Here is a 14,043-nt window from a genome sequence, read left to right as displayed (position 1 = left end):
CTGAAGAGATAGTTTCGCGTTTATATAGTACTGCCAAAGAAGATGGGGAGGGATGGGAGATGGGACTTGACAGCTATAACTAATCTCAAATTTTATCATAGGTCAAATTACCTGGATGCGATCGCGCATTTGGAGTTAGAGTAATTAAATCGTCAATATTGCGTTTCATTGTGTCACAAATCGCATCTAAAGGTAAGTCGTTAGGGTCATAACCAAAGGGATTTTCTATCTCCAAGCCGATGGCTTCAATACCAAATACTGTAAAACCAACCAAAGCAGCTATTAAACCTGTCCACCAACCCAGACTCTCCACTATTTGAAAGGGTAGCAGAAAACAATATAGTAATAATAATTGCTTAAGATGAATGGCATAAGCTAATGGCATAGGTGTTTTTAAAATACGTTCACAAGCACCTAAATTATCCACAAGATTATTTAATAATTCTTGCATAGATGTTAACTGGTAGCTATTAAGGCAATTACGATGATACTGCTGCTGTAAATAATCTCCTATCCAAAAGGCAACCTCTATGGGGGGATTATTCATAATCTTCAGTTTTATATACTTAGTAGATGGCATTAAATCTTCTAACTCGCTATTGACTGCTTCTCCCCGCAAATGTAATTTAGTTGTCACAGCAAAAGCTACCAATAAATTTAATGCCGTAATTTTATTGTCTTTATCTTCTGGTGATTTTTCATCAATTGATACCCAGATTTGACGGGCCAGATTTCGGATTTTATTTACTAGAGAACCCCAGCATTTTCTCCCTTCCCAAAATCACTCATAAGCAGTATTTGTGCGAAATACAAGTAACAAACCTAAAACAATACTAGGAATAACACTTCCTAAAATAGGTTGTGATACAGGCATCTCAAAATGATAGAGTGTAGAAATCAAAAATCCGAAAGCTCCGCACCATAAAATATGTTTGTAAATTGCTTTCATCACCGAACCTTTAAGTTGTAATTTTGTGCGTAGCCATGTGAGTTTTTTGGCTTTCATGCAAGTCATCCTAAAAGAATATTTAGTGAACCGATAGATTAAACATCGATAAATAGGTAGGTGGGAAAATTTATAAGTATGTGATTACGAGTAAAATGGAATGTAACATACTTTTAGGTCAAAGCAAGCTACGCCTTGGTCTGGTAGAGTTGCAATCACAAGAACTTTGACGGGTTTACATTTTGTTACATAGTTAGGTGAATTTGTGTTTACCTACTTACTTTAAAAATAATAACTATAGAAATAGCACAATTGCCAAAGAGGATACTATAAGAAGTAGTGTTGGGAAGATAACAAAATATGCTGGCGGTAATGACTGTATCCTATCTTCTGTTATAATCCGCTGGTAGGTAAAGGAAGGCTGGGAGAGAAGGCTTATCCCAAGTGTATTGCCTTGGGTTATATAAAAGTTAAAAGCGATGCTTACGGTTGGCTACGCCTACGCGGCTAATTGTAAAGAAATGCAAAGTTTTCTCGGCGGCTGCATAAATCCCGCGCCTTACTCCGATAAATCTATAGAAGAAAAGGTACATGCATATCGATGCTGTCCATACAGCATTAGTCGATATCATCTACCCCAGTAAATCAAAAAGTTCTAACCTGTACAAATCCTGCCCTGTAAATTAAACCTTTAGACATAACTAAATAAGTTATGTCTTTTTTTCGTGGTTAGTTTCAAAACGTTGAATTTCAATCAAATAACCACTGGGATCACGTAAAAAGCAGTGGTAAATGTTGTACTTTTCATTTAGTGTAGGTGGCTTTTCAAATTCAACGCCACGTTCTTTGAGATATTCAAACCATTCATCCACCTGCTGTGTTACCAAGGTAAAAATAACACTTGATTGCTTGTCGGCTGGAGGAGTTGATATTTCGCTTACTTGGCACAATCCCAAGTATCCAGAGCCACTAACAGTATAAATACGGCAGGTTCCTTGATCAAGCCACAATTCCAAGCCCAGCTTTTGTTGGTAGAATTCTGTGGACACATCCAGATCATGAGTATAAAAGAAGGTAACCTGCTGTTCAATTGGCGGATGATCAGACATAAAATACATTTGAGTATATACCCCAACGACATCTGGCGATCGCATAGGTAAAAATTGATTGATGTTAGAAACCTGTTATTGCTCCAGAATGCCTTAAGTGCATCTGGAGTTTCTTTTTGGAAAAAGCGATGTCTACGACAAGCTGCGCCTACAAAATTTTCCAAATCTTCTGATATGCCAAAACATGGCTGAATAAGGATGCATACTGAATTATCTATATCTAACACGGGGCATCACTTATTGATGTACCCCTCCTACCAAACAACTCTCGCAAAACAGCCTCAGTTCATCTGGGGCTATTTTGCGTTAGTTTCTACAGAGAAGGTGTGTAAACGAGAAACACAGTGGCTTATCCTCAGACACCTTTATCTACATTTGAGTGTATACCCTGATGACGTAGGATTCTCTCACGGTGAAAATTTGGATATAGGTAAATGCGTATCTTTCCTGACTCCAGATTTGCCACAAACATTTCTGGAGTTTTTTCATTACTAGAATTTAAAATTACCCATCTAGTCTCAACTCCAGTGAATATTTTACTTTTATTATGAACACGCACACTATAGCTGTGCGGTAAAATTAATATAAATTAGGAATTGTTATAAAAATTACCGAGAAAGTATGGAAATCTCAAATTCTACTCCTCAGAAATAAAACCCACAGCTACAAGCTTCTGAAACACTTGTACAAGCTAAGAGCATCAGCCGTCGTGAGTTCATGAAATTGTCATTAGAAGAACGGCGATGTATATTGGCAGCACAGGCTGAGTTAATGTTATTACATTACGAGCAAGATAGAGAATGGCAGGAATTACAGACAGGAGACTTGATTGATTATTAGATATCCTGCTCTTAAACGAGGTGAGATTTGGCTTGCTAATTTCGATCCGACAGTGGGAGCAGAAATCAAAAAAGTCCGTCCTGCTATAGTAGTAAGTTCTGATGGTGTTGGGAAGTTACCCATTAAGTTGATTGCACCAATCACAGACTGGAAAGAATATTATGCTGATAATATTTGGCTGTATTCACTGATAATATCACATGATGAAAGGAAAGTTAAATTTAATTTATACAACTCACGAAAAGGCAAAATAGTTAAGCGATCACACTTCTAATCTTGACTAAATAAAAGTGCGATGTCTGACGACAAGTCGCTGTGCTTCTATACACTGAATATAAATGTTTATTTTGTTGTATATGTCACAAAAATATCCTTTTTCATCTATACTTCTGCTGGGGCGTCTGGATTATAAGCCGATGATAATAAAAAACTAGCAAATGACGGTAAAGGAACTCCAGTTTTAGAACTACATGAGGGATAAAATAATGTGTAAAATGGTTCGGCTACAGAAGGAGTACCAAGTTTAACACCCATAGCACTTGCTAAAGCCTGAGCGCGACTTTGAGCGTCTTTCATAGCTGATTGATAAACTGAACTCTGCAAAGCCTGACAGTCATTGACTGCGTACTCAACGCCCACACTCTTGACAGAAAGATTTTCAAGTTGGTTCGTGGACTTGTTCGCTGTAGCAACAATTTCCTGGACGCGAGCCTCTAAAGAAGGAGCTTCGCTAACACGTGTTGGTTTTTCTAATCTCACCAATATCTTGGCGTTATTTTCACTGGAATTGACGTTAATTTATACTTGAATTTTATCAGCACTAATCCCTTTAGCAACTAGGCTATTAACTACAGGCTGGAGAGTTGCTTTAGTTAGGGATTTTTTGCTTGGTAAAGATTCTGCTGCTGTTTTATAATTTAAAAGTAGAGTTGGTGAGGATATGCGGCGGGTTTGCGGTAGAGATGACGGTTGCGTTTCTAACTTATCATTGCTACCTCCTCTACTGAATACCAATTCAATATCAGCTGTATCTGCTGGCACTCTCACCACCCCTTGACCGATTACCATTAATGAATGGCGATCGCTTGCTGGTGGATAAAATAATTGGGCATTAGTAACTTTAGGTGTTAATGCTCCTACCCCGATAGTCACGGTAATACTTACCAGCATTAAAACTGTTATCGGGACTTAAACATTTTTTCGAGACAAACAAGCCTCAAACCCATACAGAGTAAGGGGAATACACCAAATACTCAAAAATGCCCCAAACCCAGATATATCAACAAACTAAGCCTAATGATGTCAAAGTCTTTGTGTATATAGATTTGAGGCTCTTTTATGGGTGTTTTTTGTCTAAGTCCCATTATTTTTCTCATGTGCTGGGAATGTCCTTTGAACTTAGTAATTGTCAAAGTTTACACCTCAATAGCAATATACTGAATCCTTGATCCAAATAATTGACTAAAAAAAGTACTGAGTATTGAAGAAGGCAATAGCGTAGAGTTACAGGGGACAGATTATTCCCTATTACCTGTAACCTCTCCTCTAACCCAATACCCAATCCCGTGCGTGGAGGCGTAGCGTCAACCACAAGAGAAGGGTTCCACTTTGACAACAAATATTGAGCTAATCCCACGTCTTTTACACTGACTTTAGTCGTGGGATTAGCTTAAAAATCAAAAATTCACCGCGAACATCATCATATCTCAGCAGAGAGCCAAATCTTGTTAGAGGTATTAACCAAACCAGTGGGAAGGTTCACAAGCTGGTTCAACTGTTTCACCAAGATGATGGCTAATCCAATCTGACTTTTCTTGAACGATTAAACAAATACCTTGGTGAATCAAATTTTGTAAATGTAGTTGCTGCTGTAACGGTTTACCAGGCAACTTGTAATAAGCCAAGCTTCCTTGTTCAGCCTCTGCTAGCGGAATTTGTCCGTCAGACATCACGCTGTAAAAGGAGGGAATGCGGTTGAGGACGAAAGCAATTAGCTCTTGGCGTAAGTCAGGAATCGCAAAGGCTTGTTGATATGGATCAGATGGATATGTATCTAAAACGCTTTCAATCTCTCCTACTACTGATTGCTGTGTTAAATTTTCTACCGATTTCATGATTTTTAAACCCCTTTTTTAATCCAGTTAATGGTTGGTGGAGAAAACAACTTTTTTAGATGCCAACGTCGTCATGGCAATCAGTTAAAAGTAATTCAACTGATAGATGCAAGAGACGCCGAAACTAGCCTTTTATCCTGGTAGAATACTAGACATTTGGCTTGCTTATTTTAGTTAAAGCTGATACTGTTTCACAAAATGAATTCTGAAAACAGCGTCCAATAAGCTGGTAAATTACCGACATTTTATATTTATAATCCTAATTATTTCAAATTTCTGCCAAAAAGGCAGAAATCTACATAAAACGCAGTATCAAGGCTAGGGGATCAAGATTAACGGCAATAAAACAACTTGAATTAGGAACAAGTTTTTAATGAAGTTAAGCTTTTTTGGTAATTTACATCACATTTTCCATTTGCTGCCAAATCTGCTGTTTCATCTAAAAAACTTATTTGTAGCACATTAAGTTAGTAAGTTATAAAAATAGCGACTCACTTTAGTGCAAAATCAGTCTAGCTACAGATGAAATGAACTGGTAAAAATGTTTAAAAAGTTCATATTATCTAAAGGTAGATGACTCAACCACTGACGGAGTAGTTGGAATGTAGGAAGATATCCAACAATATCTCCACAAAACGTCCCAATAATTCACCCTTTGGCTTCAGGTCACAAGCCCCATAGATCCACCCAAGTTCCATGCAAGCGGCATGTAGCCAGTCTTTCTCCCAAACCACGCGAGCTTTTCTAGCACTAGCACCGAATATTCAGCTTGACTTAACTGCTGGGCGCAGACTAAATCAGCTATTCCGGCACCAATCACTGCAATATTCAGTCATGAGTCAATAGTTCCTAGTCGTTAGTTATTATCAAAGGACAAAATTACTACTAATGACTGCTGAAAGCTAATAGTAGAATAAGGTACAGAAAGCTGCACGGAAGGGAGGAAGGGAAATTGGATGAGATGAGGGCGGCGCTAGAGTTAGCGACCGAAGAAGAATTGCAAGACTTAACGGCAATTCTATTTAGTCGTAAGTTCAATCCCCTAGACTATGTACACACACCTGAACCCATCGAAGTACAAAGCCAAGACCGCAAAGCTTGGCTAGACGCATTAGAGGGTCGCTTTCGTTTTTTAGCGGCAGATGGAATGACAGTATTACGGGGACGCACAGGCCAGGTAACTTACCGACAAGCCTTAGTTCAAGTATGTAAGTATCTAAAAATTCCCTATTCTAATCAGCTGGCAACTATTGATTTAGAAGCAGAAGTATTTTTGCATCTGCTAGGACAGGTGTGGAAAAAATTACCTGAACAGGAAAAGCAAAAATTGACTGTACGGGTGCAGCATCAGCTGTTCAAATCAGAACTAAAACAACCGCTACCACTTTTATTGCAACGTGACCCCTTGGGGTTACTTTTCAAAGGCGGTAGTGCGATCGCTGTTACTTCCATGCTCCAACCACTTGTACTTAAGCAAATTGCCCGTCAATTTGCTATCCACTTTGCTAGCTATGAAGTAGCTAAACAAGCGGTGATTACAAGCTCAGAAGCAGCTACAACGCAATTCCAAAGCTATGTAGGTATGCAAATGGCTCGACGGGGTATGACTGTGAGTGCAGCTCGTTATGGGGTAGCCCGCACTATGTTTGCCGTGATTGGGCCGATAATGTGGGGTTGGTTTTTTGCGGATTTAGGGTGGAGAGCGATCGCCACTAACTATGGTCGGATCATCCCTACCATCTTTGCCTTAGCTCAAATTCGCCTCACTCGTGAGGAATGTTGGGAGCCAGCTTGAACAAAGCTTTTTATTATTTCAAGTCTCGTTGGCAATCTTCTTGGAACTACTCTCTATGGGCACTGTTAATCTTCCCATTGAGTCCTTTATTGGGGGCGGTGACTGTAGTTGTTGTATCATTAATAACTTTAGTGAAACAATACCGCAAAATTAGTCACCGCCCCCTCAACTGGGGATTTGCCCTTTTGAGTGTATTGCTGATCATGACTGCTGGGTTTGCCCAAGACAAGACAGCAGCTTTCCTCGGCTTATTTAATTTATTACCATTCTTTTTAGTTTTCGCTGCCCATAGCACTCTGATTCAAACATTTGCTCAATTGCGGCAAATGGCTTGGATTTTGGTGATCGGTTCGATGCCTGTAGTGATTATCGGCTTGGGACAGTTATTTTTGGGCTGGAGTTTAAAACTAGAGATTTTGTGGCTTGTCTTAGCTTGGACAATCAAACCAGGAGGAAATCCACCAGGTCGCATAGCCTCACTCTTCTTGCACGCTAACACCTTTGCTGCTTATCTAGCGATAGTTTTCATCCTGGGTTTAGGGTTGTGGCTTGAACAATGGCGATCAGGGATTGGGTATCGAGGATTGAGTATTGGGAAAAATTCAGTCCCCTTTCTCTTCCTAACCGTGGCGATGATTACAAATTTTATCGCCTTGATTTTCACTAGTTCGCGCAATGGGTGGGCGATCGCTATTTTTGCCTGTTTAGCTTATGCACTCTACCAAGGTTGGCGCATTCTTGTGGGTGGCGTCGCTGCGATCGTCTCTAGTGTGCTTTTGGCAGCTTTTGCTCCCTCGCCAGTCGCTCAATTTTTTCGTCAGTACGTTCCTGCCTTCTTTTGGGCAAGGTTAAATGACGATATGTATCCAGACAGACCAGTCGCTTTAATGCGAGAAACTCAGTGGGAGTTTGCCTGGTCTTTAGCTCAGGAACATCCTTGGACTGGCTGGGGCTTACGCAGTTTTAGTACACTTTACAAAGCGCAGATGCACATTCCCTTGGGTCATCCCCATAACTTGTTTTTGATGTTATCTGCTGAAACTGGTTTTCCCAGTACTTTTTTATTTTGTGGCTTACTCGCTTGGATTTTGATTACAGGCGTGCAATTACTGCGAAAGTCAAAATATATAAATAGACAAGACAGACTGATATTTTTCAGTTATCTTCTGGCTTTTGTTGCCTGGGTTCTATTCAATACAGTAGATGTAACCCTCTTTGATTTTCGTTTGAATGCGCTTTCATGGTTAATTTTGGCTGCCATTTGTGGAGTCGTATATCGTTATGACCAATTTAATCTTTCTTCTTCAACAAATAGTTAAGTTTAAGACTTACGCATCAAGTACGAAATGTAGGGGCAATACCCTGCCTTAAGCCGCAACTCTTAGAGACGCTTTGCGTAGCTTGCTTCTTTGTAGGAGTATGCGTCTACATGAATTGCTCCTACAGTAAATCAAGGCTTTCACTGCCTTTTTGCGTAAGTCCTGAAGTTATTTCTGCACGATTCCTTAGGCGATCGCAGGCACAGCAACTTAAAATAGCCATTAATTTGTTTTCAGTGTATACACTGGAGACATTTCTAGTTTTAAGTTAATAATATTACTATATTCACGTCTGTGAGTGTGACTAATACATAATTTAGTTACTGTTGCTGATTGTTGGGAAGGTGTAGGGATAACCCTTTGGGGTTTTCCTGCATGACGGGCATCTCTTGTAGATGCCCTTTTGTATATTTATTATTTTCCTCAGTTAATTAAAAAAATATTCAGATTAATAAAAAATCGGAATTTATTCATGAGATTATCCTTGCAAAGCTTTGTATTTCTAACTTTTTCATTAGGGTTCTTTACAACAAATTTTGCTTTTACTCTGCCTGCTAAAGCAGCAATTGAGTGTGAAGCAGGCAATATGATTTATTATCCTAATGGTTCACTGTTAACTTGTATACTTGAGCAAAATCTTACTGTGCAAGTTTCCAGTTCTCTTTTGGGGACAGCCAATTTTCCCTGCCGAGGAAAAAGTTATATATCTTTCGATGAGAAAGGACAGTTTCACACTTGCGAACTTGCCGATGACATCCAAATTAAAACAGGTAATTCAGTTGAAACATGTCCGGCAGAATATAGGATATATGTTTCAACTTCAGATGATGGAAATAAATCCATTATTTGTAGACAATACTAACACTATCAAAATAATTCGTAATCCTCGCCATTCGCGTAGCGTCTCGTAGAGAAGGCGAGAAGCAAGCTACGGAATTCGTAGTTATAATCAGTGCTTGCTCTAAACCTTCCACTGTCTTGTTGACGATTAAAAATATTTCTCACTCTTTCCAATACACTCGCATCAAGCGATGACTACGATAACCCTTATGGTGTAAATTATCGGTAAAATAGGTGTGTCGATAACGAAAAAAAGACACCTCCATAACCAACCTTATGCTCACAACAGCTAACTTTCTTCAGTACACCCAATGGTCAGGTATAGCTACCTTGGTATTTGTTGCCTTAGCAGTTTTGGCATTTATTCTCAAATGGGGCATCCGCTTTCGGCTGGTGGGTACGACTGGCTTTATGCTGGTGCTGACGGGTGGTTTATTTGCACTCTCGATAGTCCCCTTGAGTCGGACTGTGATTCCAGGAGCAGTTCGGTACACTTTAGTTTATGACAATGGGTCAACACAAGCGGTGATTGCCACATCACCCCAAATTACACCCACACAATTAGAAGCAACTTTACGTCAAGCAGCTAGTAATCTCTTTTCTTATGGTCGCTCAGGTACACGCGAAGACGACAAGTTGACAGTTCGTGCTCGTACCATTCTCCACCCGGAACCAGGGATTTCTGTACCAGTTTACTTGGGTGAGGTCAAGCGATCGCTCGTTTCTCGTCAAAATTCCCCAATCACAGTCGAAATTTACACAGACAAATTCGCCCAATTGCCAAAACCTACTGCTTCTTAAGCAGGGGAGGCAGTGCGGTCTTGGCGGTTTCTCCCAAGAGCAACTGCTGTCGGGCAGGGGGAGTTATTAGGACTTACGCACTGTACAAAAAGACTGGATGGCTGCATAACGTTGCTCCTTATCCCCTCTGCCTAATCCTAGAGAACAAAAATAATTTACCTGTTATCAGAATGACATAATTTATTTTGTATTTACTGATACATTAATAGTTATTTTTAGATTAAGATATTCACACTTTAGTGCTTCCACTGTCAGAAAAGGTCAATCAGCGTGCAGGTAATGGGTACTGACAGTTGTTAGTTGTTACCCTTATTACCACTGTTGCCATTTTCACAAGTCTTTGCGGCAAATGAATCGGCTGTGGGGGCGTACAGATAGATGTATGCGTCTACCCACTTATCCATAGCTGGAATGACCATCGACAGATTATTCAGTTCTCAATAACTTTTCCTGAGAATCTGAGAGTGGTAATGTTAATTAATTATACGGTTATTCAAAACTTTGATAGTTCGGAATTTCAGGCTAATGGACATCACAGATTCAAGCAACGTCGTCAAATTGCTTAACCAGTTGGCGATGTGGTTTGTCTTTTTGAGTACATCGGTAAAAACTTGGTTAAGTCAGATACTTTGTTTGTAGCTATCCTGAAAGCAGCGTGGCAACAAGTATCCCTGACTGCAAGTCTATTAGATTAAGAAATATCAAGGTTTTGGCAAACTAGATTATATGACCAATAAATTTTCTACTCAACCTTCTTTGTCTACTCAAACCTCTAGTTCATTGTTTACGCTCACAGTTGCCCCAGCAAAAGTAATCCGTGGTTCTGGGGTGTTGCAAGCAGCCGTAGCACAGATCGCCTGTTTGGGAAGTCGTCCCTTAATTGTGGCAGGTGAGTCTACTCTCGCCATCAGCCGAAAGAATTTGCAACCAGTTTTAGAAATGCAACAGTTACATATTGCTCAAGCTTCCTATGGTGCAGATTGCTGCGAAGCTAGCCTGAAATCTTTACAGAAGACGGGAATAGAACATAAAGCTGATGTAATTATCGGTGTCGGTGGCGGCAAAGCCCTTGATACAGCTAAATTAGTCGCCCAGCAGTTACAGTTACCAGTGGTGACAATTCCTACTTCAGCGGCTACCTGTGCAGCTTGGAGTGCGTTATCGAATGTTTATTCAAAAGACGGAGCGTTTCTCTACGATGTAGGGCTGTCTCGTTGTCCCGATTTATTGATACTTGATTATGACTTGATTAAAACTGCACCACAACAGACTTTAGTAGCTGGAATTGGTGATGCGATCGCTAAGTGGTATGAAGCCTCAGTTAGCAGTGGGCATTTGCAAGACACTTTAATTATTGCTGCGGTGCAACAAGCACGAGTTTTACGAGATATTCTATTCCAAAAGTCAGCCGCTGCCACCAAAGAACCAGGTAGTGAGGTTTGGCGAGAAGTGGTAGACGCTAGTGTTTTACTTGCCGGAGTAGTTGGGGGACTTGGAGGGGCGCAGTGTCGCACAGTTGCTGCCCATGCCGTGCATAATGGTTTAACTCATATTTCTGGACATGGCAGTATTCATGGCGAAAAGGTTGCTTTTGGGATTTTGGTGCAACTGCGTTTAGAAGAAATGCTACAAGGAAATCAATTAGCAGCATCGGCACGACAACAGTTGTTAAAGTTCTATGCAGAAATTGGACTACCCCAAAAATTAAGTGATTTGGGATTGGGCAATATTACATTAGGCGAGTTGCAAACAGCCGCTGAAATTGCTTTAGTTCCTAATTCTGACATCCATCGACTACCATTTAAAGTCGCGCCAGAACAGTTGATGGCGGCAATGGTTTCCACCACTGCACCCATAGATAGTAGGGATATTACGGCAGTCGCCTCAACGGATAGCGAAGCGGTAACGAGTCAGACGCTTTTACGTCGCTAACGCTCCGCTATCGAGCGTCGGAAACCTCTGCACGGCGCAGCCTTACGAATAGAGTTTTGCCCAAGGGAATGAGTGACGAGGTTGAAGAATGAGTTTAAATTGGATAGTGCCAGCAGAACGTATACAAAAACTGCCACCTTATGTATTTGCCCGTTTAGATGAACTGAAAGCTAAAGCACGCGAACAAGGGTTAGATTTAATTGATTTGGGTATGGGAAACCCCGATGGTGCGACACCAGCACCAGTAGTAGAAGCTGCGATCGCTGCTTTAAAAGATCCCGCCAATCACGGTTATCCTCCTTTTGAGGGGACTGCAAGTTTCCGCCGGGCGATCACCAACTGGTATCATCGTCGCTATGGTGTAGTTCTCGATCCCGATAGCGAAGCCTTACCACTGCTGGGTTCTAAAGAAGGATTAACGCATCTAGCGATCGCCTATATTAACCCAGGTGATGTTGTTCTGGTTCCTTCCCCAGCTTATCCCGCCCATTTTCGGGGCCCGGCGATCGCCGGAGGGAAAATCCACAGTTTGATTCTCAAACCAGAGAATGACTGGTTAATCGATTTAGCTGCGATTCCTGACGAGGTTGCGAGACTTGCCAAAATTCTCTATTTCAACTATCCCAGTAATCCGACTGCTGCCACCGCACCCCGCGAATTTTTTGAAGAAATCGTCGCCTTCGCCCGCAAATATGAAATTTTGCTGGTGCATGACTTGTGTTATGCCGAGTTAGCTTTTGATGGTTATCAACCCACTAGCTTGCTAGAAATTCCCGGTGCGAAAGATATTGGTGTAGAATTTCACACCTTATCTAAAACCTACAATATGGCTGGTTGGCGCGTTGGGTTTGTGGTGGGTAATCGCCATGTAATTCAAGGTTTACGGACACTGAAAACTAACTTAGATTATGGAATTTTTGCCGCATTACAAACAGCAGCCGAAACAGCTTTACAACTGCCAGATGTGTATTTGCACGAGGTACAACAACGCTACCGTACCCGCCGCGATTTCCTGATTCAAGGGTTAGGAGAGTTGGGTTGGGATATCCCCAAAACTAAGGCGACGATGTATCTTTGGGTTAAGTGTCCCGTTGGCGTTGGTTCCACAGATTTTGCCCTGAACCTGTTGCAGCAAACTGGTGTTGTTCTTACCCCAGGTAATGCCTTTGGGGTTGCAGGTGAGGGTTATGTCAGGATTAGTTTGATTGCAGATTGCGATCGCTTAGGTGAAGCTTTACATCGCTTTAAGCAAGCTGGCATCCGCTATCAACCTGAAGCTGTAGTCTCTGCTTCAGAAGCGATCGTCGATCTCGTTAGTTGATTAGATGATGTTTGATATCATGTAAAAAAGTAGATAGAGTGAAAAATGATTGGTACTAATATTTACATCAGTCAAGAAACTCAAGAATCTCTAATTAAAGCTGCTGCTTTAAAAGAAATATCTGTTGAAGAACTAGCTTCTTCCATTTTGAGGGAAAGTATTCAAGAAAAGTTTGGGCAAATTAGCTATTCTTCTGATAATCAGGGGAAATTTGCCATTAATCCTCTTGTAAAAATGCAACCCTACGTTTATTTGGCAGATCCGAATGAACCCGTTATTTCTCCTGATGATTGGGAAATGAATCAGAATTTTGAAGGGAATGATTTGTGATCATTCTTGATACTCATATTTGGGTTTGGTGGAATCATAATGATTCAAAGTTGACCCTTGGCCAGCGTGAGGCAATAAATAGGGAAAGACCTCATGGTTTAGGTGTTTGCTCCATCAGTTTGTTAGAAATTAGCAGACTTGTTACTCAAAATAAGTTAATTCTTCCCTGTTCGATTCAAGAATGGTTTAATATTGCTTTGGCACAAGAGGGAGTACTTCTTTTATCAATCACTCCCCAAATTGCCATTGATTCCTACTCACTTCCAGGTAATTTTCATAAAGATCCAGCCGATAGAATTATCGTTTCAACAGCAAGAATGTATGATGTTCCTTTGGTAAGTGTAGATGAAAAAATACTTGCCTATTCTGATGTAAAAAGAATTCTCCCTTGATTATCAAAATCTAATTCATACAAACCTCCGCTACCACTATTCCTCATTTAATTGCTACGGGCTTTCATGCCCTTTCATATCCACTGAGAGCAAAGTTGTTATAAATTGCTACATAAGGAGAATTCTCGTTCACTTGAGGAGTTTGCTAAAGACCAACGCCGCAAGTACGATCTGTCTGTCGATTCATGACTTATCGCGTTGAAATCTCCAGTGTGGCGGAGGTAGAAGCCGATAGTGGCTTCCTTCGACTGTCGCAATTGATATCTCCAGAAAGAGCAAAATAATGATATGAAGAATTGCTTTT

General features: G+C 40.7%; 15 protein-coding genes and 2 pseudogenes. 10 read left to right on the top strand and 7 right to left on the bottom strand.

Annotation, left to right across the window (positions count from 1 at the left end; translation table 11 throughout):
* Positions 1-85: 85 nt before the first annotated feature.
* Positions 86-1,006, bottom strand: a pseudogene (locus V7L29_RS09705) (bestrophin family protein).
* Between the two features lie 650 nt (positions 1,007-1,656).
* Complete coding sequence (locus V7L29_RS09700; RefSeq protein WP_334693707.1) at positions 1,657-2,100, bottom strand: VOC family protein; 444 nt, start codon at positions 2,098-2,100, stop codon at positions 1,657-1,659.
* A 672-nt stretch (positions 2,101-2,772) separates the two neighbouring features.
* On the opposite strand from V7L29_RS09700, the gene V7L29_RS09695 reads away from it, so the two are divergent.
* Both V7L29_RS09695 and V7L29_RS09690 read left to right on the top strand, forming a co-directional pair.
* Positions 2,773-2,895, top strand: coding sequence for a hypothetical protein (locus tag V7L29_RS09695; RefSeq protein ID WP_334735305.1), 123 nt, complete (start codon positions 2,773-2,775; stop codon positions 2,893-2,895).
* A complete protein-coding gene (locus V7L29_RS09690; protein ID WP_334735304.1) occupies positions 2,885-3,169 on the top strand; it encodes a type II toxin-antitoxin system PemK/MazF family toxin in 285 nt (94 codons plus the stop codon). Before V7L29_RS09695 ends, V7L29_RS09690 begins: the two co-directional genes overlap by 11 nt.
* A gap of 107 nt (positions 3,170-3,276) precedes the next feature.
* Here the strand turns inward: V7L29_RS09690 and V7L29_RS09685 are convergent, their stop codons facing one another.
* The 4 genes and pseudogenes from V7L29_RS09685 to V7L29_RS09670 form a co-directional block, all read right to left on the bottom strand.
* Positions 3,277-3,654, bottom strand: a complete 378-nt coding sequence (locus V7L29_RS09685) for an SIMPL domain-containing protein (protein WP_334735303.1) — start codon at positions 3,652-3,654, stop codon at positions 3,277-3,279.
* A gap of 39 nt (positions 3,655-3,693) precedes the next feature.
* Complete coding sequence (locus V7L29_RS09680) at positions 3,694-4,065, bottom strand: hypothetical protein (RefSeq protein ID WP_334735302.1); 372 nt, start codon at positions 4,063-4,065, stop codon at positions 3,694-3,696.
* A 566-nt stretch (positions 4,066-4,631) separates the two neighbouring features.
* Complete coding sequence (locus tag V7L29_RS09675) at positions 4,632-5,009, bottom strand: hypothetical protein (RefSeq protein ID WP_334693712.1); 378 nt, start codon at positions 5,007-5,009, stop codon at positions 4,632-4,634.
* 614 nt (positions 5,010-5,623) lie between these two features.
* Positions 5,624-5,841: pseudogene (locus V7L29_RS09670) on the bottom strand (NAD(P)-binding protein); the annotation flags it as partial.
* A gap of 120 nt (positions 5,842-5,961) precedes the next feature.
* On the opposite strand from V7L29_RS09670, the gene V7L29_RS09665 reads away from it, so the two are divergent.
* From V7L29_RS09665 to V7L29_RS09650, 4 genes are all read left to right on the top strand, one after another.
* The gene (locus V7L29_RS09665; protein WP_334693714.1) at positions 5,962-6,804 is read left to right on the top strand and encodes a YaaW family protein; all 843 of its coding nucleotides are present in this window, start codon (positions 5,962-5,964) and stop codon (positions 6,802-6,804) included.
* On the top strand, positions 6,786-8,123 hold the full coding sequence (locus V7L29_RS09660; protein ID WP_334693715.1) for an O-antigen ligase family protein: 1,338 nt from the start codon (positions 6,786-6,788) through the stop codon (positions 8,121-8,123). The genes V7L29_RS09665 and V7L29_RS09660 overlap by 19 nt, the downstream gene beginning before the upstream one ends.
* Positions 8,124-8,595: 472 nt before the next feature.
* Entirely contained in the window at positions 8,596-8,985 is a 390-nt protein-coding gene (locus V7L29_RS09655; protein WP_334693716.1) for a hypothetical protein, read from the top strand.
* 254 nt (positions 8,986-9,239) lie between these two features.
* Complete coding sequence (locus V7L29_RS09650; RefSeq protein ID WP_334735301.1) at positions 9,240-9,764, top strand: Ycf51 family protein; 525 nt, start codon at positions 9,240-9,242, stop codon at positions 9,762-9,764.
* 296 nt (positions 9,765-10,060) lie between these two features.
* Here the strand turns inward: V7L29_RS09650 and V7L29_RS09645 are convergent, their stop codons facing one another.
* Positions 10,061-10,183, bottom strand: a complete 123-nt coding sequence (locus V7L29_RS09645; protein WP_334735300.1) for a hypothetical protein — start codon at positions 10,181-10,183, stop codon at positions 10,061-10,063.
* Between the two features lie 307 nt (positions 10,184-10,490).
* On the opposite strand from V7L29_RS09645, the gene V7L29_RS09640 reads away from it, so the two are divergent.
* The 4 genes from V7L29_RS09640 (at position 10,491) to V7L29_RS09625 (ending at position 13,739) form a co-directional block, all read left to right on the top strand.
* Positions 10,491-11,696 carry an iron-containing alcohol dehydrogenase family protein gene (locus tag V7L29_RS09640; protein ID WP_334735299.1) on the top strand — a complete coding sequence of 402 codons (1,206 nt, stop codon included), beginning with the start codon at positions 10,491-10,493 and terminating at the stop codon, positions 11,694-11,696.
* An 88-nt stretch (positions 11,697-11,784) separates the two neighbouring features.
* Positions 11,785-13,017 (top strand): aspartate aminotransferase, encoded by a 1,233-nt coding sequence (locus tag V7L29_RS09635; RefSeq protein WP_334693719.1) that lies wholly within the window; start codon positions 11,785-11,787, stop codon positions 13,015-13,017.
* A gap of 45 nt (positions 13,018-13,062) precedes the next feature.
* A complete protein-coding gene (locus V7L29_RS09630; RefSeq protein ID WP_334693720.1) occupies positions 13,063-13,347 on the top strand; it encodes a hypothetical protein in 285 nt (94 codons plus the stop codon).
* Positions 13,344-13,739: a type II toxin-antitoxin system VapC family toxin gene (locus tag V7L29_RS09625; RefSeq protein WP_334735298.1), complete on the top strand. Its 396-nt coding sequence runs from the start codon at positions 13,344-13,346 to the stop codon at positions 13,737-13,739. Before V7L29_RS09630 ends, V7L29_RS09625 begins: the two co-directional genes overlap by 4 nt.
* Positions 13,740-14,043: the final 304 nt, after the last annotated feature.

Origin of the sequence: Nostoc sp., from assembly GCF_036916575.1 — a bacterium.
Taxonomy (GTDB): Bacteria; Cyanobacteriota; Cyanobacteriia; order Cyanobacteriales; family Nostocaceae; genus Nostoc.
The sequence above is the reverse complement of the archived record's forward strand: the minus strand, read 5'-3'. Positions and strand labels throughout refer to the sequence as shown.

Coding starts and splice junctions, on each gene's coding strand:
- V7L29_RS09700 (WP_334693707.1), bottom strand. CDS start 2,100: ATGCGATCGCCAGATGTCGTTGGGGTATATACTCAAATGTATTTTATG.
- V7L29_RS09695 (WP_334735305.1), top strand. CDS start 2,773: ATGAAATTGTCATTAGAAGAACGGCGATGTATATTGGCAGCACAGGCT.
- V7L29_RS09680 (WP_334735302.1), bottom strand. CDS start 4,065: ATGCTGGTAAGTATTACCGTGACTATCGGGGTAGGAGCATTAACACCT.
- V7L29_RS09675 (WP_334693712.1), bottom strand. CDS start 5,009: ATGAAATCGGTAGAAAATTTAACACAGCAATCAGTAGTAGGAGAGATT.
- V7L29_RS09660 (WP_334693715.1), top strand. CDS start 6,786: ATGTTGGGAGCCAGCTTGAACAAAGCTTTTTATTATTTCAAGTCTCGT.
- V7L29_RS09655 (WP_334693716.1), top strand. CDS start 8,596: ATGAGATTATCCTTGCAAAGCTTTGTATTTCTAACTTTTTCATTAGGG.
- V7L29_RS09650 (WP_334735301.1), top strand. CDS start 9,240: ATGCTCACAACAGCTAACTTTCTTCAGTACACCCAATGGTCAGGTATA.
- V7L29_RS09645 (WP_334735300.1), bottom strand. CDS start 10,183: ATGGTCATTCCAGCTATGGATAAGTGGGTAGACGCATACATCTATCTG.
- V7L29_RS09640 (WP_334735299.1), top strand. CDS start 10,491: ATGACCAATAAATTTTCTACTCAACCTTCTTTGTCTACTCAAACCTCT.
- V7L29_RS09635 (WP_334693719.1), top strand. CDS start 11,785: ATGAGTTTAAATTGGATAGTGCCAGCAGAACGTATACAAAAACTGCCA.
- V7L29_RS09630 (WP_334693720.1), top strand. CDS start 13,063: ATGATTGGTACTAATATTTACATCAGTCAAGAAACTCAAGAATCTCTA.